The organism is Fictibacillus halophilus (genome assembly GCF_042680145.1).
Taxonomy (GTDB): domain Bacteria; phylum Bacillota; class Bacilli; order Bacillales; family Fictibacillaceae; genus Fictibacillus; species Fictibacillus halophilus_A.
Genome location: NZ_JBHTNQ010000001.1, coordinates 991,229 through 1,017,193 on the forward strand (window position 1 = coordinate 991,229; position 25,965 = coordinate 1,017,193).

28 protein-coding genes are annotated in these 25,965 nt (G+C 37.3%); 15 read left to right on the top strand and 13 right to left on the bottom strand.

Annotated elements, in window-relative coordinates; genetic code table 11:
* The first annotated feature begins 56 nt into the window (after positions 1–56).
* Entirely contained in the window at positions 57–908 is an 852-nt protein-coding gene (locus ACFQ4X_RS05190) for a DegV family protein (RefSeq protein ID WP_379833492.1), read from the top strand.
* A 33-nt stretch (positions 909–941) separates the two neighbouring features.
* Here the strand turns inward: ACFQ4X_RS05190 and ACFQ4X_RS05195 are convergent, their stop codons facing one another.
* The 3 genes from ACFQ4X_RS05195 to ACFQ4X_RS05205 form a co-directional block, all read right to left on the bottom strand.
* Positions 942–1,481, bottom strand: a complete 540-nt coding sequence (locus ACFQ4X_RS05195; RefSeq protein ID WP_379833493.1) for an HD domain-containing protein — start codon at positions 1,479–1,481, stop codon at positions 942–944.
* Positions 1,482–1,586: 105 nt separating this feature from the next.
* A complete protein-coding gene (locus tag ACFQ4X_RS05200; RefSeq protein WP_379833495.1) occupies positions 1,587–3,347 on the bottom strand; it encodes a UbiD family decarboxylase in 1,761 nt (586 codons plus the stop codon).
* A 95-nt stretch (positions 3,348–3,442) separates the two neighbouring features.
* Positions 3,443–3,625, bottom strand: coding sequence for a hypothetical protein (locus ACFQ4X_RS05205; RefSeq protein ID WP_251322561.1), 183 nt, complete (start codon positions 3,623–3,625; stop codon positions 3,443–3,445).
* Between the two features lie 127 nt (positions 3,626–3,752).
* Between ACFQ4X_RS05205 and ACFQ4X_RS05210 the strand changes: the two genes are divergently transcribed.
* The 3 genes from ACFQ4X_RS05210 (at position 3,753) to spxA (ending at position 5,495) form a co-directional block, all read left to right on the top strand.
* Positions 3,753–4,367, top strand: coding sequence for a GNAT family N-acetyltransferase (locus ACFQ4X_RS05210; protein WP_379833497.1), 615 nt, complete (start codon positions 3,753–3,755; stop codon positions 4,365–4,367).
* 38 nt (positions 4,368–4,405) lie between these two features.
* The gene (locus tag ACFQ4X_RS05215; RefSeq protein ID WP_281249401.1) at positions 4,406–4,540 is read left to right on the top strand and encodes a hypothetical protein; all 135 of its coding nucleotides are present in this window, start codon (positions 4,406–4,408) and stop codon (positions 4,538–4,540) included.
* Between the two features lie 556 nt (positions 4,541–5,096).
* Positions 5,097–5,495, top strand: coding sequence for a transcriptional regulator SpxA (spxA, locus tag ACFQ4X_RS05220; RefSeq protein WP_066288819.1), 399 nt, complete (start codon positions 5,097–5,099; stop codon positions 5,493–5,495).
* A gap of 308 nt (positions 5,496–5,803) precedes the next feature.
* Here the strand turns inward: spxA and ACFQ4X_RS05225 are convergent, their stop codons facing one another.
* A complete protein-coding gene (locus tag ACFQ4X_RS05225; RefSeq protein ID WP_379833499.1) occupies positions 5,804–6,469 on the bottom strand; it encodes a TerC family protein in 666 nt (221 codons plus the stop codon).
* A 323-nt stretch (positions 6,470–6,792) separates the two neighbouring features.
* On the opposite strand from ACFQ4X_RS05225, the gene mecA reads away from it, so the two are divergent.
* The 3 genes from mecA (at position 6,793) to pepF (ending at position 10,702) form a co-directional block, all read left to right on the top strand.
* Positions 6,793–7,464: an adaptor protein MecA gene (gene mecA / locus ACFQ4X_RS05230; RefSeq protein WP_379833500.1), complete on the top strand. Its 672-nt coding sequence runs from the start codon at positions 6,793–6,795 to the stop codon at positions 7,462–7,464.
* A gap of 166 nt (positions 7,465–7,630) precedes the next feature.
* Complete coding sequence (locus tag ACFQ4X_RS05235) at positions 7,631–8,809, top strand: competence protein CoiA (RefSeq protein ID WP_379837048.1); 1,179 nt, start codon at positions 7,631–7,633, stop codon at positions 8,807–8,809.
* 75 nt (positions 8,810–8,884) lie between these two features.
* Positions 8,885–10,702, top strand: a complete 1,818-nt coding sequence (gene pepF / locus ACFQ4X_RS05240) for an oligoendopeptidase F (protein ID WP_379833502.1) — start codon at positions 8,885–8,887, stop codon at positions 10,700–10,702.
* 275 nt (positions 10,703–10,977) lie between these two features.
* Here the strand turns inward: pepF and ACFQ4X_RS05245 are convergent, their stop codons facing one another.
* From ACFQ4X_RS05245 to ACFQ4X_RS05265, 5 genes are all read right to left on the bottom strand, one after another.
* Positions 10,978–11,154: a hypothetical protein gene (locus ACFQ4X_RS05245; RefSeq protein ID WP_156774254.1), complete on the bottom strand. Its 177-nt coding sequence runs from the start codon at positions 11,152–11,154 to the stop codon at positions 10,978–10,980.
* A gap of 93 nt (positions 11,155–11,247) precedes the next feature.
* Positions 11,248–12,150, bottom strand: coding sequence for a ClpXP adapter SpxH family protein (locus ACFQ4X_RS05250; RefSeq protein ID WP_379833503.1), 903 nt, complete (start codon positions 12,148–12,150; stop codon positions 11,248–11,250).
* Positions 12,134–12,550, bottom strand: coding sequence for a globin (locus ACFQ4X_RS05255; RefSeq protein ID WP_379833505.1), 417 nt, complete (start codon positions 12,548–12,550; stop codon positions 12,134–12,136). The genes ACFQ4X_RS05250 and ACFQ4X_RS05255 overlap by 17 nt, the downstream gene beginning before the upstream one ends.
* A 165-nt stretch (positions 12,551–12,715) precedes the next feature.
* On the bottom strand, positions 12,716–13,384 hold the full coding sequence (locus ACFQ4X_RS05260; protein WP_379833506.1) for a lytic transglycosylase domain-containing protein: 669 nt from the start codon (positions 13,382–13,384) through the stop codon (positions 12,716–12,718).
* Positions 13,385–13,448: 64 nt separating this feature from the next.
* Positions 13,449–14,030 carry a CYTH domain-containing protein gene (locus ACFQ4X_RS05265; protein WP_379833508.1) on the bottom strand — a complete coding sequence of 194 codons (582 nt, stop codon included), beginning with the start codon at positions 14,028–14,030 and terminating at the stop codon, positions 13,449–13,451.
* A gap of 122 nt (positions 14,031–14,152) precedes the next feature.
* Between ACFQ4X_RS05265 and ACFQ4X_RS05270 the strand changes: the two genes are divergently transcribed.
* Genes ACFQ4X_RS05270 through ACFQ4X_RS05285 form a run of 4 tightly spaced genes read left to right on the top strand, consistent with a single transcriptional unit; the run spans position 14,153 to position 16,905 of the window.
* Positions 14,153–14,554 carry a hypothetical protein gene (locus ACFQ4X_RS05270; protein WP_379833509.1) on the top strand — a complete coding sequence of 134 codons (402 nt, stop codon included), beginning with the start codon at positions 14,153–14,155 and terminating at the stop codon, positions 14,552–14,554.
* A gap of 2 nt (positions 14,555–14,556) precedes the next feature.
* Complete coding sequence (locus ACFQ4X_RS05275; RefSeq protein WP_379837050.1) at positions 14,557–15,198, top strand: GTP pyrophosphokinase; 642 nt, start codon at positions 14,557–14,559, stop codon at positions 15,196–15,198.
* A 14-nt stretch (positions 15,199–15,212) separates the two neighbouring features.
* Positions 15,213–16,007, top strand: coding sequence for an NAD kinase (locus tag ACFQ4X_RS05280; RefSeq protein WP_066288848.1), 795 nt, complete (start codon positions 15,213–15,215; stop codon positions 16,005–16,007).
* 1 nt (position 16,008) lies between these two features.
* Positions 16,009–16,905 (top strand): RluA family pseudouridine synthase, encoded by an 897-nt coding sequence (locus ACFQ4X_RS05285; protein WP_379833511.1) that lies wholly within the window; start codon positions 16,009–16,011, stop codon positions 16,903–16,905.
* A 202-nt stretch (positions 16,906–17,107) separates the two neighbouring features.
* Here ACFQ4X_RS05285 and prpE read toward each other — a convergent pair whose 3' ends face one another.
* Both prpE and ACFQ4X_RS05295 read right to left on the bottom strand, forming a co-directional pair.
* Positions 17,108–17,848, bottom strand: a complete 741-nt coding sequence (gene prpE, locus ACFQ4X_RS05290) for a bis(5'-nucleosyl)-tetraphosphatase PrpE (RefSeq protein ID WP_379833513.1) — start codon at positions 17,846–17,848, stop codon at positions 17,108–17,110.
* A 65-nt stretch (positions 17,849–17,913) separates the two neighbouring features.
* On the bottom strand, positions 17,914–19,071 hold the full coding sequence (locus ACFQ4X_RS05295; protein ID WP_066288855.1) for an FtsW/RodA/SpoVE family cell cycle protein: 1,158 nt from the start codon (positions 19,069–19,071) through the stop codon (positions 17,914–17,916).
* A gap of 151 nt (positions 19,072–19,222) precedes the next feature.
* On the opposite strand from ACFQ4X_RS05295, the gene ACFQ4X_RS05300 reads away from it, so the two are divergent.
* The 3 genes from ACFQ4X_RS05300 (at position 19,223) to fabI (ending at position 22,419) form a co-directional block, all read left to right on the top strand.
* Positions 19,223–21,067 carry a monovalent cation:proton antiporter family protein gene (locus ACFQ4X_RS05300; RefSeq protein WP_379833514.1) on the top strand — a complete coding sequence of 615 codons (1,845 nt, stop codon included), beginning with the start codon at positions 19,223–19,225 and terminating at the stop codon, positions 21,065–21,067.
* A gap of 317 nt (positions 21,068–21,384) precedes the next feature.
* Entirely contained in the window at positions 21,385–21,531 is a 147-nt protein-coding gene (locus ACFQ4X_RS05305) for a hypothetical protein (protein ID WP_379837204.1), read from the top strand.
* Between the two features lie 108 nt (positions 21,532–21,639).
* Positions 21,640–22,419, top strand: a complete 780-nt coding sequence (fabI, locus tag ACFQ4X_RS05310) for an enoyl-ACP reductase FabI (RefSeq protein WP_379833516.1) — start codon at positions 21,640–21,642, stop codon at positions 22,417–22,419.
* Positions 22,420–22,519: 100 nt separating this feature from the next.
* Here fabI and ACFQ4X_RS05315 read toward each other — a convergent pair whose 3' ends face one another.
* Positions 22,520–23,482, bottom strand: a complete 963-nt coding sequence (locus ACFQ4X_RS05315) for a UDP-glucuronic acid decarboxylase family protein (protein ID WP_379833517.1) — start codon at positions 23,480–23,482, stop codon at positions 22,520–22,522.
* A 21-nt stretch (positions 23,483–23,503) separates the two neighbouring features.
* Positions 23,504–24,799 (bottom strand): UDP-glucose dehydrogenase family protein, encoded by a 1,296-nt coding sequence (locus ACFQ4X_RS05320; RefSeq protein ID WP_379833519.1) that lies wholly within the window; start codon positions 24,797–24,799, stop codon positions 23,504–23,506.
* Between the two features lie 149 nt (positions 24,800–24,948).
* On the opposite strand from ACFQ4X_RS05320, the gene ACFQ4X_RS05325 reads away from it, so the two are divergent.
* Complete coding sequence (locus ACFQ4X_RS05325; RefSeq protein ID WP_379833521.1) at positions 24,949–25,938, top strand: glycosyltransferase; 990 nt, start codon at positions 24,949–24,951, stop codon at positions 25,936–25,938.
* The last annotated feature ends 27 nt before the right edge of the window (positions 25,939–25,965 follow it).

Here is a 25,965-nt window from a genome sequence, read left to right on the forward strand (position 1 = left end):
AAAATTATCGTTACACATCCCTACTATTGATTGAGAAGCAGAAAAGGGGTAAATTCATGAAACTAAGTTTTATCGTTGATAGCGCGAGTGATTTAAAAATAAATTCTGAAATAACGGATATTCCATTAACGATTGTCCCTCTAAATGTTCAGTTTGGAGAAGATCACTATTTAGATGGGGTTAATATAACAGAAGATGAATTCTATAAAAGAATGTCAAATGAACCGGATCTGCCTAAAACAAGCCAGCCATCACCACAATCATTTTTTGAGGCATTTCAAAAAGAATTGAACAAAGGAAATGAAGTTTTATATATCGGTATTTCTTCTAACTTAAGCGGTACCGTTCAAAGCGCAACAATTGGCAAAAGTATGCTTACAGAAGAGGAACAAAAACGAGTTACGATTATCGATTCTGGAATTGCTTCTGGCGGTGTACAGATTTTATTAAATGAAGCGATCGAGATGTCTAAAAAAGAAGCTTCTTTAAGCGAGATTGTAACGCGGATTGAAAAAACAAAAGCAGGAATTAAAGCATATGTACTACTTGAAACACTGGAAAACCTTAAAAAAGGCGGAAGAATTTCAGCAGTTCAAGGCGCTATCGCGGGCATGCTTAACATTAAACCTATGATATCGATAATAGATGGAGTAGTTGAAACAATCGGCAAATTCCGTGGAAGCAAAAAAGGGTTAAATAAAATGAAAGAAATCATTTTAGAGTGGAAATCAGAAAACCCGGAGAAAACACTTTATCTAATCCATAGTTTTTCTTCTACAGATGAAGTTAAAAAAGAATTTGATGAATTGTTTGCACTAGATAGCTTCCCTAAAGTAATCTATACCCGATTCGGAAGTACAATAGGAACGTATTCCAGTGAAAAAGCTATCGGTTTTGTAGCTTATTAATATGTAAGAATGTTAAAAACACTCTTTTCCATTTTAGGAAACAGAGTGTTTTACTTTTTCTTCTTCATTATACTCATCTACCATTTCATCTAATTTTTTGATCATGGTTAATGCTTTTATATCACTGACTGTGCGATAGTGATGTGATCCGCCTGGTTCTTCGTCTGCTTCATCAGCAAGAGCAACAACCTTCTGCAGCGGATTTAAATTCAATGAGCCTGCCGGCAGATAAGAATCTGTATGAAGTAAAATAGCCAAAGCGATCTCTTTCGCTTTTTTACGATCTTCTCCCAACGAAACTAAAATACGGTGAGCACGTTCAGCACCCTTAATTGCATGAATATCATTCTCTTTATACATGTCATAGTCCCAGTGACCATTTTTGTACCATGTATAATGTCCGATATCGTGAAGAAAAGCTGACTTAGTTGCCAAATCTGGATCTACACCATGTTTCAGGGCTAAACGATAAGCATGATAAGCTGTAGAAATGGCATGTACCATACCTGAACGTTTTACGTATTTTTGCACATGAGGATGTTTATAAAGATCTAATAAGGTGATTTTTCTCATAAGTTTTTCTCCTTTCCTTAAAAATGTATATTGTTAAATACTTTACCACCCTTTGGACAATATATCAACTTGTAAAATGCAAAAAGAAGCGTGAAAACGCTTCTTTTACTTAGGGAAATATTCATTCCATCTTTCAGTAACTTTTTGATTAATATCGGGACGAGTTTCAACAACATCCGGATAGAAAGGCTTCATTCTTGCATCAATGATTATCGTTCCTTCATATTTAATACGGTTCCGGTCGATCGTACTATTGGCATAGACATCATATGCCGGATCAAAGCGCGTAAAAGTTGTCCATAAAAACTCAGCTTGAGTTGATGCGATGGAAGCATCATCTACTAAAAAGACGAGTGGCCAATTTTTAAAGGAGTCATGGCTATTAGACAAAAGTTGTTCAGCAAAATCTGGAGCTTCATCAAAGGATGGTCCGCTCACAGTTAAACAGCCTCCGCAGAAAACACCAACATCATTAATCCCTGATATAGTTCCGCCTTCATACGTTCTCTTTAATTCACGGACAGGTTCACCAAGACCAGTCATAATTGCTTTTGAGCCTGTATTAAACTTACGTCCCGTATAATCCAAAGTATCCATGGAAGTATCATGAATAATCAGCAAATCGCGCTCAGGAAGGAATCTTTCGAGAACCCCTTCAGCTAATTCCGCGAAATTTTGCAGGTTAACAGGTTTGTTGGTTACCATCAAAAACTTGGTTAATGTGAGTTGGCCCTCTCCCATAATACGGAATGCATGAGCAAGACCTTCTTTATAATACGATTCTCGAACAACTGCACCTGCTAATGCATGGAATCCAGTTTCGGCGTACGTCCATAAATCTCGCACACCATTCATAACTACCGGGAATAAAGGGCTCATTAAACGCTGCAGATATTCTCCGATAAAATAGTCTTCTTGCTTTGGCTTTCCTACTACTGTAGCAGGATAGATCGCATCTTTTCGTTTCCACATCTTATCAACGTTGAAAACAGGGAAGTCATGCGCCCATGAGTAATATCCATAATGATCTCCAAATGGCCCTTCAGGTTCACGAACATGAGGCGGAACCACACCGCCAAAAGCAAATTCTGCTTCGGCAATTAACGGATGAGGGTGGCCATCAACATGAGCAAGGCTTAATTTTTCTCCCATCAGCATAGATGAAAACATCAGTTCGGGAACTGCTTCTGGAAGAGGAGCTATCGCACTGATCATTAAGGAAGGAGGGCCTCCTAAGAATAATGTTACAGGCAGTGCTTGGTTTTTTTGTTCTGCTTCATAATGGTGGAAACCTCCGCCTTTATGAATTTGCCAGTGTATACCGGTTTTATTTTCTTCTTTAATTTCAATCCGATACATCCCAAGGTTGTGTTCGTGTTTATCTGGATGCTCAGTATAAACGAGCGGAAGGGTCACAAAGGGATTGCTGTCAAGGTGCCACCCAGTAAGAGCCGGGAGATCCTTCATATTGACGTTCGTCGTAAACGTTTCGAGGATAGGTGATTTATTCTTGCCGACTTTTTTTGTTCCTAGAGATAAAACGTCCTTGATCATACCTTTTTTCTTCCACAGAACAGAAGGGGAAGGAGGCATAAGTTCATCAATAGATGAGACAAGATCTTTAACTAATTGTTCAGGTTTTGGTCCGAAAGCCATATCTACACGTTTTATCGTTCCAAATAAATTCGTCACTACGGGTATGTTTTTACCCTTAACGTTTGTAAAAAGCAGGGCAGGACCTTCTTCTGCAATTACACGTCTGTGAATTTCAGGGATTTCTAAATATGGATCGACTTCGGCATGTATCTCAATAATTTCTTTTTCTTCTCTTAATTGACTAATAAAAGTTCTAAGGTTTCTATGCATTTGTACACCTCTATTATGTATGTTACCCTTGTATTATAAAGCAGTTCGGGTGAAAAATGTGAAAAAACAACCCAAAAGTTACGGGTTGTTTTCGTTTAATTTCTTCTTTTAACTGGACTCCAATTTTGTTGGAAGGACTTCGATTTATCCACGAAATGTGAAACTTTCTTGCCGCCGAACAATTTTACCGCGATGACTTGGGAAATCGTTCCCATCAATGCTGTAATACCAACCACACATAAAGCTAACAACGTTAAATCGGTAAAGAATGATAGCAAAGAGGATGCCTCCTTTTTTTACAACTCGTTCACCACGTACTTCTTTCTCTATTGTATCCCATGATAACAAAGGAAGAAAGAGGGAAAACTATATAATATAAAAACTTAAGGAGCTGATGGGGAAACAATGAATTGGTATGAGAAGTTAAATCAATATTTTCCGATTGAAGAAATGAAATCAAAAGAACATATGGAACTTTTGCTGGATGAAAAGAGTGATATTTATCATAAAGATGAAGGAAAACATCACGTACTAATGTACGTTGAACTTTCAGACTTTGTTTTTATCGATTATTTATTCGTTTCAAAAGATGCCAGAGGACAAGGCTTGGGCCATAAGCTTATCGATAAATTAAAAGCTAAAGGCAAACCGATTATATTAGAAGTTGAGCCGGTTAACTATGGAGACAGCGACACCGAAAAACGTCTTCGTTTCTATACACGAGAGGGCTTTGAACACGCATCAAGTATCGGATATAGAAGACGTTCATTAGCAACTAATGAAGTAAATGAGATGGAGATCTTATACTGGTCACCAACAAAAGAATCTGAAGAAACTATTTATGAAAACATGAAAAAGACGTATAATGAAATACACACGTACAAAGATAGTGAATTGTACGGCAAGTCTTATCAGCCAGCAAGTGAAGTGCTCACCTTGGACACAGAACCAGCGGCTCCAAAACCCGAAATGGTTAAAAATGAGTCTTCCGATACGCCAAGGGAATCCGCTTCCGAATAATTATTACTATTTTCCTTGTTGAAGGAGGAGCAGGCGTTATGAAACAAAAAGATAAGAAGAAAAAAACAAAGCGCGAATTATGGAAAGAGATGCTGAAGAAAAACCTCAAGAACCTTAAACCAAGTATTCCGCGAAAAGGACCTGCATCACAAGTAAATAAAACAATAGCTTAAAAAGAGTGGCTAAGCCACTCTTTTATTTTTGGCTTTTTTCGTAAAAACTTTGCAATTTGAAGGGTTGATATCCGTTCCAGGCTGCTCGCTTTCCGCGGGGCGTGCGGTGAGCCTCCCTATCGCTTTGCGCTGGCGGGGTCTCACCAGTCCCGCTTATCCCGCAGGACAAGGAAGGCTTCCGCAGCTTTACATCGCACGAAGAAAATGTGAAGTTTATTTTCGAGGAGTCTCGCACCTTGCGCTCCAATCAACTTATCAACGAGGGTCTTCAAAAAACAATTTAAAAACAAAAAACCATTAGAAAAGAGCTTATTTTTTTTATGTTTTATGAAACTTATCTTCGGGTAATACGTCTATATATATGTATGAAAAAATGACGGATAAGTTGTGTAAGACAAGCTGTATATGTATTACATTTGTATGACAAATTCGTAAAAATGTACAAAAGTCTGTATAACCTCTACCGAAAATGTAAAATGTGTAGTATACTATGAATGATGATTTAATAACTTTTTTAAAGTACCTAAATCAGAGAGAGGGGAAGGAGAGTTCCAATATGGTCACACTATTTACTTCGCCGAGCTGTACATCATGCCGAAAAGCTAAAGCATGGTTAAAAGAAAATGAGATTCCTTATCAAGAAAGAAATATTTTTTCGGAACCTTTATCAATAGAAGAAGTTAAGCAAATCTTGAGAATGACAGAGGACGGTACTGACGAAATTATTTCTACTCGTTCAAAAACGTTCCAGGAACTTAACATTAATCTTGAATCCATGCCATTGCAAGATCTATATCAATTAATTGCAGATCACCCTGGATTATTGAGAAGACCTATCATCCTGGATGAAAAGCGTCTGCAAGTTGGCTATAACGAAGATGAGATTCGCCGTTTCTTGCCAAGAAGAGTTCGTACTTTTCAGCTTATGGAAGCACAGCGTCTTGTAAATGAATAAAAGAAAAACTTCCGCTGCAAATTGCGGAAGTTTTTTTATGTTTTAAATATAGGCTGTTTTCGTAAACATTATTGCAATTGAAGTGGTTGATTTCCGCTTCAGGATACTCGCTTTCCGCGTGGCGCGCGGTGAGCCCCCTAGGCTAATCCAGCCTGCCGTGGTCTCACCTGTCCCGCCGATCCCGCAGGAGTCTCGCACCTTGCGCTCCAATCAACTAGTCAAAGAAGTATACTCAAAATAACATCAACCTCTAAGTAATGACCTTCAATAAAGAATCCTGCCAGCATGTGCCGGCAGGATTCGTATGTTTACTTTGCTTTTCTTTTAATGGAGTTCGTCAATATACCTGCAAATAAGACACCGATGATTAAGAATAAATATAAACCATATTCAAGGATAGTGTTATCAGCAAAAACTGTATGGAGCATTTTTTCTTCAATGATCATACCTGCAGCGGTAAAAGCGAGTACGCCTGAACCAATATAAATTAATACAGGAAACCGTTCCATGAAGTGCAATATTATTTTACTTCCCCATATAATGATTGGTACAGATACTAATAATCCAATTACGACAAGAATAATATTTCCGTGTGCAGCTCCTGCTATCGCTAAAACATTATCCAGACCCATAGCAATATCTGCGAATACAATGGTTTTAACCGCATCAGATAAATTTTTCCCTGCTTTTACATCAAGCTCTTCATCTTCTTCAAGTATAAGCTTGTACGCTATGATTAGAAGTAAAATACCTCCTGCAAGGTATAAGAATGGAATATTTAATAAATAAACAGCTACTATGGTTAATACTACACGTACAACGATAGCCAGTCCTGTTCCTAAGAAAATCGCTTTATTTCTCTGTTTCTCAGGTAAGTTTCTGCTAGCAAGGGCTATAACAATAGCGTTATCGCCGCCAAGTAGAATATCAATTGCGATAATTTGCAAAAGGGATATCAGAAAATCTGTTTCCAAAAGTAAAACCCCCGTATGTAATGAAATTTCAAGTGAGTTATGGTACAATATGTTAACCTTTAAGACCATTGAATTATAGTCCAGCTTGACCACTTGCGTCAAGCAGCAGCAGTTTTTTTATCATTGATCTAGGCGCAAAAAAGGGCAGTTAATACGGGCCTTTTTTATTTCCAGATTAGCTGTTTTGTCATAGAATAAGGTACAAGAGGTTTAATTGTGATTGATGTATTTTTAGTTGGGGAATAAAAGGTAATAAGTATTGCTTTTTTCTAGGGGTATTTATCCCTTCACGAACAAACCGGAGAGAAGGGAGAGAAGCAGAAATGGAAATTGAAAGAGTGAATGAGTTCACCATTAAATTTTTCATAACGTACAGAGATATTGAAGATCGCGGATTCGACCGTGAAGAAATATGGGCTGACCGCGAAAGAGGAGAAGAACTCTTCTGGGAGATGATGGACGAAGCACACCAGCAAGAACAGTTTCCATTAGAAGGTCCTCTTTGGATTCAAGTGCAGGCTCTGGATAAAGGTCTTGAAATTATTGTTACACGTGCACAAATGTCTAAGGATGGTAAAAAGATTGAACTTCCAATAGGTGATGATAAATTAGACTTACCTGTTGATCAAAATATTGAAAAACTGCTGGATCAGCAATTTCAAACAGAAGAAGAAGAGTTCGATGAACTTGAAGAAACTGAAGAAGATTACTTGTCATTCTTAATTTCTTTTGGAGATTTTGAAGATGTTATTCTTCTCAGCCATACAATTGATTCTTCCTCATTTGAGAATTCGCTGTTTCACTTCGAAGGCAAGTATTATCTGTATGTGACATTCAACCCAGAAGCGCCTGACAGAGAACAAGATGATTTATTAGCTCAGTTGCTGGAGTACGGCAATGACTCAGATTTATCAGTATACCGTATTCAGGAATATGGCAAAACAATTGTTTCTGAAGCTGCTTTGGATCATGTACAGAAATATTTTAAATTATAAGTTATAACCGATTTCAGTAACATTTGAAATCGGTTTTTATTTTTTTGCTTAAAGGGAATTCTGGATATCCATTGTAATAAAGAGTATTTTTTTAGAAAAGCTCCAAATGTTTTTTATGCTCCTTTCCCACATTATTAATTTAGAAGTGAGGGGAGAGGTGACAGAAATGCTTGTTGCTCTATATGAAAATCAATTTGTTGATATGACTGGAGAAACTTCAAAGGAACAGTGGTACTCAAAAATGAGAACCGGAATGCTTTTATGTCCCGTTTGCAAGAATAAAGTAATTCCTAAGTGCGGTGCAAAAAAAATATGGCATTTCGCACACCAGTCGCAAAGTGCTTGTGCTGGTTTACATGAGGCAGAAACAAACTATCACTTAATGGGAAAAAAGAGTCTGTTTCACTGGCTTATGAAAAAAGAAGAAAACCTATACCTGGAACATTATTTGCGCGACATAGCTCAAAGGCCGGATATTTATCTTGGTGAGAAAAATCATGCAATCGAATATCAATGTGCAACATTGAATGTTGATATGTTTACTAGCAGAATTTATGGCTATCAATCAATTGGAGTAGAATCTGACTGGATTTTTGGTATGAAAAGAATTAAGAAGAAGAGGGAGAATTTATATTCCCTACAAATGACTGATCTTACCGCTGTCAAAAAAGACAAAACAGGAAAGCTTTATTTGAATTATTTTTGTCCTTTACAGCAGCAGTTTCTCCTCCTAAGAAATATTCTTCCAATCTCACAAAGAAAAGTAATAGCTGAGGGATATACGTTTTCTGCAAAAAATCTGGAACTGAGTATGATGTTTGATTCATTCAATAGTAAAAGTTATAAGCATCCAAATCTATTGTGGAATAACCAGAAAAAGACATGGAGAATGACCGCTTATAAAAATGTTTCTCCTTCTATTATGTATGTAAAGAAAGTTATGTATTTTAATCACAGGTCAATCACTTTATTTTCCCCTTTAGCAGGAATGCCTTCTTACAACTATTACTTCATTGAAACTTCACCTTATATTTGGCAATCATATCTTTTGTTTATTATTGATAAATTATCTTCAACCTTTACTTTGCAGCAGCTTGAAAATGAGTGTAAGAGATTGATGGAAAAACGGATCTTTCAGGAAAGAAAACTTCCTTATCTAAATGGAAATTATCAATGTGCTATAAAAGGATATTTAAACTATCTGGAGTCTGAAAATATTATTGAGCAGATAAATGGCATCCATTATAAAAAGAAGAGATCAGTTCCGTATCCGAAAACGCTTGATGAGGCGTTCGAACAAGACAAAATTTTCAGTAAAAAAGCCGTAATTTTTGACTTTGTATAAGCATTTTCTGGTAATATGTAGATATACATAAGGAGAATGTTATGCATTTTCTTTAATTTATATGGAGGTGTTTGTATGTCTCAAACAAAAACAAAATCATTGCCTAAGCGTAATGAAGTTGCTGTTGAAGATACGTGGGATTTAGAAGCAATTTACGCGTCGGATGACGTTTGGGAAAAAGAATTTGAGGAAACGAAGCAGATGCTTCCTGAACTTAAATCCTTTCAAGGAAAATTAGGTGAATCAGCCGAAACACTTTATACTTATCTGCAAAAACAAGATGAAGTAACTAAAAAACTTGGTAAGCTTTATACATATGCTCATATGAGATATGACCAGGACACTACTAACTCCTTCTATCAAGGATTGAACGATCGTGCTTCCAATCTTGCAACACAAGTAAGCAGCACTGTTTCTTTTGCAGTGCCCGAAATTTTATCTCTTTCTGAAGAAGCACTTAGTCAGTTCCTTCAAAGCTATGAGCCTCTTGCGCTTTATAAACATGCACTAGACGAGATCAACCGTCAGCGTCCTCATGTGCTTTCAAAGGAAGAAGAAGCACTTTTAGCTGATGTCAGAGAAGTAGCTAATACTTCAAGCAATACTTTTGGTATGCTTAACAACGCTGATTTGAAGTTTCCTGTTATTAAAGACGAGAATGGGGAAGATATTGAAGTTACCCATGGCCGCTATATCCGTTTTCTTGAAAGCTCTGATCGCCGTGTAAGGGAAGATGCGTTTAAAGCGGTTTATGGAACGTATGATTCGTATAAAAACACATTTGCAAGCACACTTGCAGGTACTGTAAAACGCGATAATTTCTTTGCGAAAACTCGGCATTTTGATTCAGCTCGCCAAGCAGCTCTAAATAACAATAATATTCCTGAAGCGGTATATGATAACTTAGTGAAAACCGTCAATGATAACCTTCATTTGCTTCATCGTTATGTTCGTCTGCGTAAAAAAGCTCTAGGTCTTGATGAGCTCCATATGTACGACTTATACACACCGCTTGTAAAAGATGCAAAGATGGAAGTTAGCTTTAAGGAAGCACAGCAGCTTGTTTTAGACAGCTTGGAGCCAATGGGTGAAGAGTATAAAACAATCGTTAAAGATGGCTATGAAAAGCGCTGGATTGATGTTCATGAGAATGCTGGAAAGCGCAGCGGAGCGTACTCTTCTGGTGCTTATGGAACTATGCCATACATCTTGATGAACTGGCAAGACAATGTAAATAATTTGTTCACCCTTACTCATGAAATCGGTCATTCGGTGCATAGCTACTATACACGTGAAAGCCAGCCGTATCCATATGCGGACTATTCTATCTTTGTCGCAGAAGTTGCATCGACATGTAATGAAGCCCTTTTAAACCACTACATGCTGCAAAAAACTACGGATAAGAAAGAAAAGCTTTACCTTCTGAATCATCACTTAGAAGGATTTAGAGGTACTGTTTTCCGTCAGACGATGTTTGCTGAGTTCGAACAGGAAATCCATGTTCGTGCTGCAAAAGGTGAGCCTTTAACTCCAGAACTATTAACAAAGATCTATTACGATCTGAATGTTAAGTATTTTGGTGAAGATCTTGCAATTGATAAAGAAATTGGATTAGAATGGGCAAGAATTCCTCATTTCTATTACAACTTCTATGTTTATCAATATGCTACAGGATTCTCTGCAGCCGCTTCCTTATCCAAACAGATCCTTGAAGAAGGAAAACCTGCAGTAGATAGATATCTGGAATTCTTGAAAGCCGGAAGCTCAGATTATCCGATCGAAGTATTGAAAAAAGCTGGTGTTGATATGACAACTCCAGAACCAATTGAAGATGCTCTTAAAGTATTTGAGTCTATTTTAGACGAGATGGAAGAACTGCTATTTGAAAAATAAAATAAAGGGCTGTTTTCACACTCATTGTTGTTTTTGAAAGTAGTTGATTTCCGTTTCAGGATGCTCGCTTTCCGCGGGGCGTGCGGTGAGCCACATAGGAGTGATGCACCGGCTGTGTCTCACCTGTCACGTTGATCCCGCAGGATTCTCGCACCTTACACTCCTATCAACCTGTCATTGGGGCAGTTGCAAAAATTGCTCCAGAAGCAACATTTTTTAAGAAACAGCCAAATTAAAAAAATCCTGTCCGGAATGCCGGGCAGGATTTTCTAATGCTATAAAATTCTTTTTAGTTTGGAACGATAATTGTAGCATAGCATCGTAATTAATATTGCGATGAACAGACTTGGAACCGCAACAATTTTTGGGGCCATATTTAATAGAGAGAGTACAAAGTAATAGAAACTCCCTGCTAATGAAATTAGACTAACAATGATCATTACGAAATACATTTAATCTCCCTCCTTAGTACATGTTTATTCTGTTTTATGGAGGATATGCAAGCACGTCCTGAAAGAAAACGAAACAAAAAACCCGCTGATTTCTCAGCGGGTTTGAATATATCTCCAGAACGTTCCGTATTTTACGGGGACTCGTTCAACTTTTTGCTGTAATACAAGTCTTTTTAATTGTTTTTCAGCTTCTTCACAGCTGATTTGATAAACAACAGAGACTTCTTTTGTAGCGACAAAAGCGTAATTAGCAAGAAATTCCTCTAAGGCAGGAAGTGGTGCTGGTTCAATCTTCACTTCAGACATTTCCCTTAGGATTTCAACATACACATCATAAGAATAGCAGCCGGAAATTTTTATTCCGTCATCATCTGTTTTGTCATTAAAGACAATAAGAGTTGGGATTTGAGTTACATCCATCTCTTGTGAAAACTTCAAATCGCAGCGCAGCGCTTTAATAGCAGCTTCTGAAGATAAATCATTTAAGAATTCTTCATCATCAAGTCCAACAGAGCGGGCAATCTCCAAAAGAACTTCCTCATTGCCAATGTTTTGTTTGTTTAAGAAAAGGTTTTCTCTTAGTTTTCTAAGAAATTTTATCCCTTGCTGTTTGCCTTGAAGTTCAGCTGCTTTAATAGCCAAAGTAGCTTTATGCGGTGACGAAATCGGATTCTCCAGCCATACATCGCCATCACAGCTCATTCCTGATAGTGATGCTGTTTTTTCCCATTTTTCAGCAATTTGTTCAGCGGATTTTAATCCTTTTCTTTTAGGGATATAGGTATTTAAAGACTCAAGACTTCCACTAACAAAATGGCGAAGTCTGAAATAGTGTCCATATTCAACTTGCAGTTTTTTTAGAACAGGTTCCAATGACCAGCATTCTGGACAAAGCGGATCGATGACAGAATAGATTTCCAATGGCTTTTGACATGCTTGACTTTTATTGTTCTCTTGATCGTCATAAAAGGAATTGGAATTATACAGTGTCAGCATTCTCGCCCCTTTCTGAATCTTCGTTCGTATTTACCATATGATAAGCTGTCATTTTTAGGCGGCTTAGTAAAAACTCTTGTAGTTCGGGTTCCAATTTTTGAATAGTCATTGCTCTTTCCATGCAGTTTATCCAAGCTTTTGCATGAGTATTAGTTATAGGGAACGGCATGTGACGGGCTCTAAGCATAGGATGTCCGAATTCCTCTGTATATAAAGGCGGTCCGCCAAAGAACTGACTTAAAAAACGGGTCTGTTTATAAGCAGTCTCGGTTAAATCATCTGGAAACAGAGGTGACAGCAAATGATCTTTACTTACCAAACTATAAAAAGTAGTTACAAGTTTTTCGATTCCCTGCTTTTCTCCTAATAGGTAATATGGTGATTTCGTTTCATCAAACATGGTGCAAAAGCTCCTTGCGTTAATTTGTAAGTTTATTGTAGCAAGGTTCATGAATTGTAAGCAAACAATATGAACATTAGCAAAGTATTCTATCCGCTATTAACATTCCTTTAGCGCGTGTATTTATGTAATTTAGACAAAAAGAAAACCCTCCCAAAAGGAGGGTTAAGTCATCGTCTTATATGTATTCATGACCTTTTTAACATAGGCAATGGTTTCCTTAAATGGAGGGATGCCATTATATTTATCTACGTTTCCCGGTCCTGCGTTATAAGCAGCAAGAGCGAGCTGCTCGTTGTCATTATACTTTTCGAGCATCGTTTTCAAATACTTAGTACCGGCTTCAACATTTTGTACGGGATCAAAAGAGTTGGTGACTCCAAGACTTTTAGCAGTGGCAGGCATTAACTGCATAAGTCCTTGTGCACCTGCATGGCTTTGCGCAGTACTTTTGAAATTAGACTCATGCTTAATCACAGAACGGATTAAATTTGCGTTCACACCATATTTCTCGGCAGTACGTTCAATCAAATCATCAAGACTTTTTGAAGGTATGTTCATCTTACCCGAGACTTGGAAAACAGGATCCACTGTAATACGATTTGATAGGTCAGGAGCAAAAGGTAATTGCACTGAAAGGGGATTGCTCATTGGCTCAAACTGATTCATATTCAACGTTGAATTTGAGTTAACTCCCGCTTTTGAGTAAGCTTCATTCAGCAATGCGGCAAAGGGGCTGGACCCTGAACCATTACTATCAGATGAAACTGGATTTATATTGAGCTGCTGTAGAGCTTGGATTTCCATAAGTGCTTTAAAAGATTGGATATTCAAGAGGTTTCCTCCTAATAGGAATACTGATAAGGAACTCATAGAAAGTATATGATTCCTGAAACGGTTATATTTTTGATGCTTTTTCTGCAAAGAAACGATGAATCTTGCTTTTTGTTTCACGTACTGGGATGTTTTTTGATTCTAACAACTCCAGAAAATTTTGCTGTCCTTTCTTATAATCGGCAGATTCGTATTCTAATTCATAGTCGATTTTACCTAAATAATGATTTTCATCTAGGACTAGTAAACCCTCTCGGTAAGGAAGTTCGACTCTGTTCGTTGTTAATTCTCCTAAAAATTTTATTTCAGAAGTTTCAATTTTCAGTTTGCGGATTTCTTCTGTCACTTCACCTTCCGGCAGCGGCATTCCATTAAGCACTTTGGGAAAAATACCATTATCAATTGTTTGATGGGTTTCAAGTATGTGTTTGTCAAACTGCTGTTTTAAAGTAAGAGTGTATGTATTCTTTTTATAACGAATTCTTAATGCGCTTTTATGATTCTTTAATTGAAAATCTTTTGTATCAAAATAATAGTTTGTCTGTTCATTAAAATCGGATTTTTGGACCTCGAATGCACTAATGAGCTGTAAAAATTCTTCATAGGTTAATAAGTTTTTAAACTCGATCTCAATTTCTTGTGACACAGCCGGATCCCCCTGTTGTTAAATTAAGTTAAACACATTATCTCATAGCAAAACCCGCTTCTCAATTTCTTAATAAATTCCTATTTTGTGTTACACTATTAGTGAAGAAACAGGAGGTTTTTATGATGATGCCACTACGATTGAATGTGCAGTCAACTGCATGGGAACAAAACAAACTATATTTAAATGTATCAGATGAAGTGAGCGAGCAGCTTTCCGAGTGGAAAGACAGCAAAAGAATGCTTGTAGACTCTGATGGATTAGCATTTATTTATGTACTCGAAAACAATGAAGGCTTTATCCATATCTCAATAGGCAGCAACCATTGGATTGATGCAAAAAAAGCATTGTTAGAAAGAGTTGCTGTTGTCATTCGAAACGAAATAGGAGAAGAGCTTGAACTAACTGCTTTCTCTAGTGAAATGGATTATTTGACTGAGAATATTCAAGGTAACGCAAACTATGGTCAGCAAATGGAAGAAGAAGTGATTAAGATTTTTGGTACAGAGGAAAAAGCTCAATGAGTATGGACTGGGAAGCTCTATTAATTCCGTATAAGCAAGCTGTTGATGAACTTAAAATTAAGTTTCGGGGGATCCGCGAACAATTTGAAAGATCAAACCAGCATTGTCCTATAGAATTTGTAACAGGAAGAGTGAAGCCAGTTAAATCGATTGTTAATAAAGCGTATCAAAAAAATATTCCAGATAACAGTTTGGAGAAGGAAATACAGGATTTAGCCGGTTTAAGAATCATGTGTCAATTTACTGATGATATTACGACCGTAATAAATCTGCTCAGACAGCGCAACGATTTTAAGATTGTTGAAGAAAGAGATTATATTACACATAAAAAGCCAAGCGGCTATAGGTCTTACCATCTAGTTATTGAGTATCCTGTACAAGTTTTAGACGGCGAGAAAAAGATACTAGTGGAAGTTCAAGTAAGAACCCTCGCAATGAATTTTTGGGCGACCATTGAACACTCGATGAACTATAAGTATCATGGACAGATTCCGGAAGACATCCGTCAGCGCCTGCAAAGAGCGGCAGAAGCGGCAAACCGGCTGGACGAGGAGATGTCTCAGATCAAAGGTGAGATCCAAGAAGCACAGTTAGTGTTCTTGGAACGCAACGATAAATCCAGTGAAACCAATCTAGGATCATAAAGGATGGAGAGAGAATGAAATTTGCCATCATTTCAAAAGGCGATAGCAAATCAAATATCTTAACGGAAAAAATCCGTTCGTATTTGGAAGAATTCGAATTAGTTTATGAAGAAAAAGAACCCGAAATCGTGATTACTGTTGGCGGTGACGGAACATTGCTTCATGCTTTCCATCATTATGTACACCGCATTGATCAGACAGCCTTTGTTGGCGTTCATACCGGTCATCTTGGATTTTTTGCAGATTGGCTGCCTGAAGAGGTGGAGAAACTCGTAATACATATCGCAAAGACACCTTTTCAAATTGTGGAATATCCTCTATTGGAAGTAACCGTTCGGTACATTGATGGAATTGACGAAAAAAGATATTTGGCAGTCAACGAATGTACAGTCAAAAGTGTAGAAGGTTCACTTGTTATGGATGTAGAGATCAAGGGTGAAAAGTTCGAAACATTCCGCGGGGACGGTTTATGTATCTCTACACCTTCAGGGAGTACTGCTTACAATAAGGCTCTTGGCGGTGCGATTATCCATCCGTCTCTTGCATCGATCCAGCTATCAGAGATGGCATCTATCAACAACCGTGTATTCCGTACAATAGGTTCGCCGCTTGTACTGCCGCAGCACCACACATGTATTTTAAAGCCAGTAAACGATGTGGATTTTCATATCACGATAGACCATTTGTTCTTAGTGCAGAAAAAAGTCAAGTCGATTCAATATAGAGTTGCTGAAGAAAAAATAAGATTTGCCCGATTCCGACCGTTTCCATTCTGGAAGAGGGTAAAAGAATCGTTTGTCAGTGAATAGCATGAATAAGTTTTTTGAAATTTCATGGGTTGTGACTGAAGCTGAAGCACCTGTCTTATTGAGAGAGTTTTTGAAAAGCAAACAAATATCTAAAGCAGCGCTGACCGATATTAAGTTTCACGGTGGCGCTCTTTTTGTGAATGAAAAAGAAGTAACGGTAAGGACCTTTCTATCAAAAGGGAATGTCGTTAAAGTTTACTTTCCGCCTGAGAAACAAAGTGAATCTATGGAAGCTGAGAATATTACACTCGACATCGTATATGAAGATGAGCATTTTCTGGCAGTAAATAAACCTTCAGGAATGCCTACTATTCCTTCCCTTTATCAGCCGAAAGGTTCTCTAGCAGCAGGAGTTTTGTTTTATTATCAGCAAAATGATATTCCGGGAACTTTTCATGCAGTCAACAGGCTGGACAAAGATACATCAGGCATCGTGCTTGTTGCAAAACACCGGTTTGCTCATTCACTGATGTCCAAGCAGCAAAGAGAGAAGACAATCAAACGGGAATACATTGCACTCGTTCACGGAAAATTGGAGCAAGATATTGGGACAATCACTAGTCCGATTGGGAGAAATCCGGACAGTATTATTGAACGAATGGTAAGAGAAGATGGGCAGCCTTCAATCACTCACTTTGAAAAATTAAATTATATTTCTGATTATCATATTTCAGTCGTCAGACTTAAGCTTGAAACAGGGAGAACACATCAAATCAGAGTGCATATGGCCTCAATTGGTCATCCTTTAATTGGAGACGACCTATATGGGGGAAGTCGGGACATAATTAAACGCCAGGCACTTCATAGTGAGGCTGCAAGATTTATTCATCCATTCAGCGATAAAGAGGTTATGATCAAAGTGGATTTGCCAGATGATATGAAGAAGTTATTAAAATAAATTAACTTTCTGCTGATGTAAATTTATATACATTAATTCGAAACTGTACGCTGCCACCTTATCAAAATTTCTATGCTGCTGAAACGAAAAGGTTAGTGTTCGAAATTTATGAACAAGATTTTATCTTGCTAGGTTTTGAATCCAGAGCAGTTAATATAAACAAAAGGAGTGTAGTTCATTAAAAACTAACACTCCTTTTGTATTAATCATCAAATGAACGAAATTTCTCAGGTACAAAAGGCATCGTGGAAGGTACACTAACCGGTTCCATCTCAGGGTACCTTAGTGCACTTAACTTGCCGCCAAAAACACATCCGGTATCAATATTCCATGTGTTTTTTATATGGCGGACGTTTTCTACAGGGGTATGGCCATAAACGATTGTTAAATCTCCATAATGTTCCTTCGCCCAATCTCGCCTTACAGGTGAACCATCTGGATTGGTTTCACCCGTTATGTCCCCATACAAAACAAATGTTTTTACTTTTTTGCTTGTCTGTCCTACATAATCGGCTCGGATACCAGCGTGAGCCACTACCAAATTACCTTCATCAAGCTCTAAATAAAGAGGCGCATTTTCATACAGGGTGCAAAAATGTTCACTCACAGCTTTTCGCTCAGCAGTATCGAGCTCTTCAAGTTCAGCGACAGTAGTCTCTAAACCATGCTTTACCTGAACATTTCTTCCTAATAAATATCGGTATAGTTTATTGCAATGATTGCCTGGTGTATAAAGTGCTAAATTTTGATTAACTAGTTCAAAGACATGTTCCATTACTTTTATGGATTCAGGACCTCTGTCAGTAAGATCTCCTAAGAAGACGAGTTTTCTGCTTTCTTTGTGTTTAGGCAATCCGTCAGCCCAATCATAGCCTAATACTTCCGTCAGCTCTCTGTATTCATTAAAGCAGCCATGGATGTCGCCAATGATGTCATACTTCATATTTTCACCTCATTCTATCTTAGGATACTTCAATGACATAAGAAAAACACCTGAAAAATCAGGTGTTATTCAAACATATATTTGGTTGTTCTCGACCTTACGTTTAACACGAGTCCAAAGGCGATCATGTAAGCAAGTATCGAACTGCCTCCATAACTGATAAACGGAAGCGGAATACCGGTGATCGGCATTACTTGTATGTTCATACCGATGTTTTGGAACACTTGGAATGTAAGCATTCCGATTACTCCAGCACATAAATAGCTGCCGAAAGCTTCGTTGCTCTCAAGTGCAGTGTTTATCATTCTGTATACCATCAGGAAGAATAATGAAATAACGATACTCGTTCCTAAAAATCCAAATTCCTCACCAATAATCGAGAAAATAAAGTCAGTCTGGGCTTCTGGCAGATAAACGGAACCTTCCGTAAAGCCTTTTCCGAAAAGCATTCCGCTGCCGATAGCCAGCAAGGCGTTACGAGTGTGATACCCAGCATCTTTATGTTCATAAGGCTCCAGCCAAGCATAGAAACGATTCAGCTGATATTGATCAAGGATATGATCTACGAAAAACTGCGGAAAGGTAAAATATATCCAAACTAGGATTGATATGAACAGAATAAAGGAAAGAATAAGAAATAGAATAATTCTCCATCTCACACCCGATACAAGTAAAAGACTGCCCGTAATTGCCATAAAGACAAGACTTGTTCCAAGATCGGGCTGCATGAGAACCAAAAGTGTAGGGAAGCCGGCAATTAGGGCTATTTTACCAAGCAATAAGAGGTCTTCATGCATGGTACGGATAATATACTTTTCATTATGTGTAGCTATTGTATTTGCAATAGCAATAACAAGTGAAACTTTTACAAGTTCTGAAGGCTGCAAGGCAAAAGGACCAAACCTGTACCAGCTCTGTGCACCGTTAATGTTAGGAACAATGCTTTCTGGAGCTGCAAGTATGCCGAGAAGCAATAATATTCCAAGTCCGTACAAATACCAAGAAAGCTTTCTAAACTGATCAAAATCTAATACCATTACTCCAACAACAGCTATACCGCCAATGAAGTACCAAACTAGCTGTTTGATAACAAAGTTGCTTCCATACTGATCCATCATTTGAGCACTGTAGATGGCAATACAACTTGTAATGACCATGAGGAACAAAATGAACAAAAGATTGTAATCAAGCTGCTGCCATGGAGATTTATGGTTATTATGCATGTGGAATCGACTCCTTAAAGTAAAACAATAACATGTATTATCTTACCTAAAAACACAAGCTTTGCAAATCATTTTGAGCACAATCGTTTGACTTTTCTTTTTGGGGTTTAATATAGTAAACCAATAATATCATGGAATTTACGGAGGTCCTATGGAAGAACATGCTTCTTTTACTTCATTAGTATTAGTTATTCTTACTGCATTTTTTATACCGATATTGTTAACCAAATTCCGATTACGCGTAGTTCCTGTTGTTGTAGCAGAAATCATTGCGGGAATTATCCTTGGTAAAAGCGGCTTTGATATTGTCCATCCTGACGCGTGGCTAGAGATTCTATCAGTCCTTGGCTTTATCTTTTTAATGTTTTTAAGCGGTCTTGAGATTGATTTTAGTATCTTTGCTGGCGGCAATAACCAAAAGAAAAATAAAGGAGAAAGAAAAGAACCAAACCGTATTTTTGTTTCATCGGTAATCTTTTTGTTTATTCTTATCCTTTCATACGGATTATCCCTATTGTTTGTCTGGGGAGGGTTTGCGGAAAGTGCGTTCTTTATGACTCTTGTTATATCTACAATATCATTAGGTGTTGTGGTACCAACATTAAAAGAAGAAAAGTTATCTAAAACTACAATCGGACAGATCATCTTATTAGTCGCTGTAATTGCTGATCTTGTTACAATGATCCTTCTGGCTCTTTTTGTTTCCATGCAATCAGGAGATCCGGGCAGAATGTGGCTTCTGCTCATTTTATTTGCAGCAGGAATAATCTTATACTTTGTTGGTAAACAGATGAGGCATCGATCTTTTCTTGAGACAATGTCTAAAGGTACCATTCAGCTTGATACAAGGGCTGTATTTACATTGATCATTGTATTAGTCGGCTTATCTGAAACCGTTGGGGCTGAAAATATCCTTGGCGCCTTTCTAGCCGGGGTACTTGTTTCGCTGCTGTCACCCAATAAGCATCTTGTACACAAGCTTGATTCATTTGGTTATGGATTCTTAATTCCTATCTTTTTCGTAATGGTAGGTGTAGAGCTTGATATCCGATCCATTTTTTCAGATACTAAAGCACTGGCATTAATACCTTTGCTGCTCGTTGCATTGTTAATTTCTAAGTTCCTTCCAATTCTGTACCTGAGAAAATGGTATGACTGGAAAACGGTAACTGCAGCTGGTTTCCTATTAACTTCCACGCTGTCACTCGTTATCGCAGCCGCAAAAATTGGAGAAAGAATTGAGATTATAGATGCGAGAACATCTTCCGCACTAATCTTAACAGCAGTGATCAGTGCAATCATCACACCGATTTTCTTTAAAAAGTTTTTCCCGCGGAAAGAAGAGGGAGAAACAGCCAAAGAACAGCTCGTTATTGTCGGGGCTAATCAATTTACCTTGCCTTTAACAACTGAGCTGGATACTACAAGATTTGAACAAAGAATATACCACACAAAGCAAGAAGAAAAAGACCAAAAGCAATTAGAAAGCTTCAATATAAAAGAACTTGAAGATTATGAAGGAACGACACTAAAGGAAGCTGAAGTATTTAACACAGACGTTATCATTTGTGCAACTGGTCAGGATGAAACGAACGAAAAACTTGCTCTCCAAGCAAAAGAAGAAGGAGTAAAAAGAATTATTGCTCGAATAGAAGATCCCTCAAAACGTGATGCACTAAAAGATGAGGGGATAGAAGTTTACTCCGTCTATTTCTCTTCTCAAGTTTTATTAAAAGCCTTAATTGAAAATCCTGCTGTTGTTGATATTCTTACTACTCAAGACAACAGCCTGAATGAAATCATCGTAAGAAACAGTTCGTATCACCGTACGGCGTTAAGAAATTTCCCATTCCTGGGTGACAGTATTATCGTTCGGATCTATAGAGGAAAAGAGTCCATTAATCCTCACGGTGACACAGAAATCTTGCTGGGAGATAAGATGGTTGTCACAGGAAGCAAGCAACAAGTTCATCAGATGAGAGAGATTCTTTCATAATAAAAGTGCTGGCTGATGCCGGCGCTTTTTTATTTTGCCTCATTTCTAAAAGATTGTTGCCAATGAACATTTTTGTGGAATACGCTTCTTTGACTTGTTGATTGGAGTGCAAGGTGCGAGACTCCTGCGGGATCAGCGGGCCAGGTGAGACCCTGCATGCTTGAAGAGCGAGGGGGCTCACCGCACGCCCCGCGGAAAGCGAGCATCCTGGAGCGGAAATCAACATCTTCTAATCACAACAATGAATACGATAACAGCCTTTATTTTTGGAAAAATAGAGCATGCTAGTAATAAAACAATAGAAAGGTGAAATGAACATGATTCCAACTGTTTATTGCCCAAATTGTGAGGCGCAGCATAACCTAAACGATGAGATCCTTATCGCCCAATCGAACCAAAATGTCATTTACCGCTGTCATGCATGCGGTTTTGAAGTGAAAAATATTGAGACAAGCAAAGGTTAACTAGTGAATTCTCTCTTTTTATCTGTTATACTAATTAGGACTTGGTACTAATAACAATTACTAATACTTAATTTAAATGAAACATAGACCATGGGGAGGAGATTTTTTATGTATCAACTATCATTACAAGATAAGACGTTTGTTGTTATGGGTGTTGCAAATAAAAGAAGCATTGCCTGGGGAATCGCTCAATCTCTATCAAAAGCAGGAGCACGTCTCGTTTTTACATATGCGGGTGAAAGACTTGAAAAGAACGTACGTGATCTTGCTGAATCACTAGAAAGAAACGATTCAATCGTTTTGCCTTGTGATATTACAAATGATGAAGAGATCAAAAAGACGTTTGCTCAATTAAAAGAAGAAGTTGGAGTAATCCACGGTTTAGCACACTGTATTGCATTTGCAAATACAGAAGAACTTAAAGGTGAATACCTAAATACGACACGTGAAGGCTTCCTTCTGGCTCATAACATCTCTTCTTATTCATTGACTGCTGTCGTAAAAGAAGCGCGTCCATTGATGACAGAGGGCGGTAGCATAGTAACGCTGACTTACCTTGGCGGAGAAAGAGTCGTATCTAACTATAATGTAATGGGTGTTGCTAAAGCTTCCTTGGATGCAAGTGTTAAATACCTTGCAAGTGATGTTGGAAAAGACGGCATCCGTGTTAACGCGATTTCAGCAGGTCCAATCAGAACATTAGCTGCAAAAGGAATTGGTGACTTTAACTCAGTATTAAAAGAGATCGAAGAAAGATCACCGCTCCGAAAAGCAAACACACAAGAAGAAGTTGGAGATGCTGCATTATTCTTAATGAGTGACTTAGCAAGAGGAATAACAGGTGAAATTCTTCATGTAGATAGTGGCTATAACATTATTGCTCGATAAGCGAAAAGACCGTTGATTGGTTAAATCCAACAACGGTCTTTTTTAGTCTAATAAAAAGATGAAAGTAAATAGAGAAAGCACAGCTTTACCTTTTAAAAAATCAGCATTCAAATCCAAGTTTAATTCTGTATGCCTTAATGGTTTTGAGCAAACCTTCCTTAAGGTTTATTTTTGGCTCCCAGCCTAATATTTGCTTGGCTTTATTAGTATTCGGACATCTTTGTTTTGGGTCATCCTTAGGTAGGGGATGAAAAGTAATTAAACTCGAAGAATTAGTCAGCTTTTGTATAAGATTTGCTAGATTTAAGACAGATATCTCTTCTGAATTACCAATATTAATTATTTCACCATTTGCATTATCATTTTCCATCATTAACATTAATGCTTCTATCGTATCATCCACATAACAGAATGAGCGAGTTTGAGTGCCATCACCATATACTGTAATATTTTCTCCTTTTAAAGCTTGTGTGACAAAATTTGAAATGACTCTCCCGTCATCATTGCGTAAACCCGCAGAATACGTATTAAAAATACGGGCTACCTTGATCTTAAGATTAAATAAATGATAATACAAATAGCAAAATACTTCACCGAGTCTTTTTCCCTCATCATAGCAAGCTCTTGGACCCCATGTATTTACACACCCTTTATAATCTTCATGCTGCGGATGTATCTCAGGGTCTCCGTATACCTCACTTGTGCTCAGGTAAACAAGCTTTGCATTATCTCTTTTTGCAATATCCAACATGTTTTTTGTTCCAATTGTATTAACTGCTATAGTATCGAAAGGAGATTTTTGATAAAAGGTAGGGGAAGCAGGGGAAGCTAAATGATAAATCTCATCAATATCTTTTAAATCTTCTAAACCTATTACTTTTTCCATGGATACATCTATCTCTATAAATGTGAAATCAGGATTTGATAAAAATGATATTAAATTATGTTTTTTTCCAGTTGAGAAATTATCTAAACCAATCACCTTATTTTTTTTAGCCAAAAGCTCTTTTGCAAGGTGAGAACCTAAAAAACCAGCAACACCGGTAATCACAATTTTTTTCAAGGTCTAATCCCTCCGTGAATGTTAAAATTGTCGGTAGCCTATCCCTTCATAATAAAAACCTAACTCTGTCATTTTGCTGGCATTTAACATGTTTCTACCATCAAAGATGTAAGGTTTCCTCATTTTTTGCTTAACCAGTAACCAATCAATAGTTTCATACTCCGCCCAATCGGTACAAATTATGAGTGCATCTGTATTTTCTATTACTGAGTGTATGGAAGTAATCTGGGTTATTTTCTGTGAGAGGGTTTTAGGGAGTTTAGCTACTGGATCATGAACAACAATGTTTGCTGATTGTCTGGATAATTCCTCAATAATTTTTATGGCTGGAGATTCCCGGATATCATCTGTCTGGGGCTTGAACGACAAACCAAGTACTGCTATGTTTTTCCCATTTATGTCTATTAATTTATTCTTAATTTTTTCAATCAAATAAAGCGGTTGAGTGTTGTTAATGGCATATGCTTTTTCTAAGAGTGATAGGTTAGTATTGTTTTGTTGTGCAGTTGATAGTAATGCCAATACATCCTTTGGAAAGCACGAGCCCCCGTACCCTATTCCTGCTTGGAGGAAAGACATACCAATTCTTGAATCTAAGCCAATTCCGTATGCAACATCCTTTATATCAACATTCACATTTTCACATAATCTTGCCATTTCATTTATAAAAGATATTTTTGTAGCTAAAAATGAGTTAGCGGCATATTTAATCAGTTCCGCAGTTTGAGGTGTAGTGTGAACAAAAGTAGTTTTAAATTTAGAGTACAGATTTTTCATTATATCTGTTGCTTTCTCGCTATGGCTTCCGATAACAATTCTTTCAGGGTTTAGAGAATCTACTAAAGCTGTTCCTTCTTTTAGGAATTCGGGATTTGAAATTACGTCATAATTAATAGGGGATACTAAAGAGTCATGTATCCATTTTGTTACTTTTTCAGCTGTTCCTACAGGGACAGTACTTTTATTAACTATAATTTTATAGTTATTTAAATAGTTTCCAATCATGGAAGCTGCTTGTTGTACATATTCTAGGTTTGCACTTCCATCATCTTTTTGTGGTGTTCCTACACAAATGAAAATAATTTCACTTTGTTGAACAGCGTGTTTTATGTTTTCAGTAAATTGAATATTTCCTGAATGTAAATGTTTAACTAATAACTCTTTCAATCCTGGTTCATAAAAGTGTAAGTTTTTATTTTGCAAGGAAGCGATCTTTACTGGGTCTACATCGTATCCTATAACTTGGTGTCCAAGTTCACACAAGGTTAAAGCTGTAGTTGTGCCGACATAGCCTGTTCCAATTATTAATATTTTCAATAAAGCACCTCCTTAATTAACGATGTACATAACAATATATGGGAGTGCTTGCAAACAGGAAACGGCAGTTGCCTAAGAGGATGTTACCATTTCAAGGTTTTCAGCATATGAAATAATATGTCAGATCCTTAAAAGAAGAGGAGAAATGTATGCTGGTATCTGTAGTAATGCCTGTATTTAATGGTGAATGTTATTTGAAGGAATCTATTAACAGTGTGCTTCTTCAAACTTATAAACATTTTGAATTAATTATTGTTAATGATGGATCGATAGATGGAACAAAGAATATTTTGAGTTCATTGGATGACCGAAGAATAAATATTATTCATCTGGAAGACAACTGTGGGGCTGCACATGCATTAAATGTTGGGATAGGTGCAGCACGGGGAGAGTGGATTGCAATTCAGGATGCAGATGACATCAGTCTGCCGAATAAGCTAGAGGAGCAGGTACGGTTTATCAAAGAACACCAGGATGTCAATGCTGTAGGTTCTTTCATTGAATGTATTTCAGGTGATACTGATGTGCCTAAAAGAAGCCTTCACATAGAATCAACTAGAAACTACCTTTCTTCTAAAGAGCATATTTACGCTTACCGATATTATTTAAATCCTTTTTGTCATGGCTCTGTAATATTTTCTAAATCTCTCTTTCATCAAATAGGCGGCTATGACCCTCAATATAAAATTTGTTATGACTATGATTTATGGTTAAGGATGCTTGAAAGAACTTTCATTTTTAAGATACCAAATGTGCTTTATCAATATCGTATCCATGCTGATTCAATAAGCCGGAACAATAATCAGACGATTAATGAAGATTGGCTAGTCGCTTCTAAATATATAAAAAAAAGCTTACAAGAAAAGTTCGGGAGAGAGCCAAGATTTATCGTTTTTGGCTTAACCGAGGCATGCGAAGATTTTAAAAAGATCAGTTTAATAAATAAAATAGAAGTAACAAGCTATTTTTATGAAGATGTTAATGAAAAAGACATTATGCAAATCCATAAAGATCGAAATGCAGATGGAGTAATTTTTTTAGAAAATATTAGATTAATACATTTGTTCAATAAACTGGAGGAAAAAGGATTCGAGTTGAATTACAACTTGTTCAAAATTTGGGCTGGATACTATAAATAATTTTTTTATATTAAGAAAGGACATATA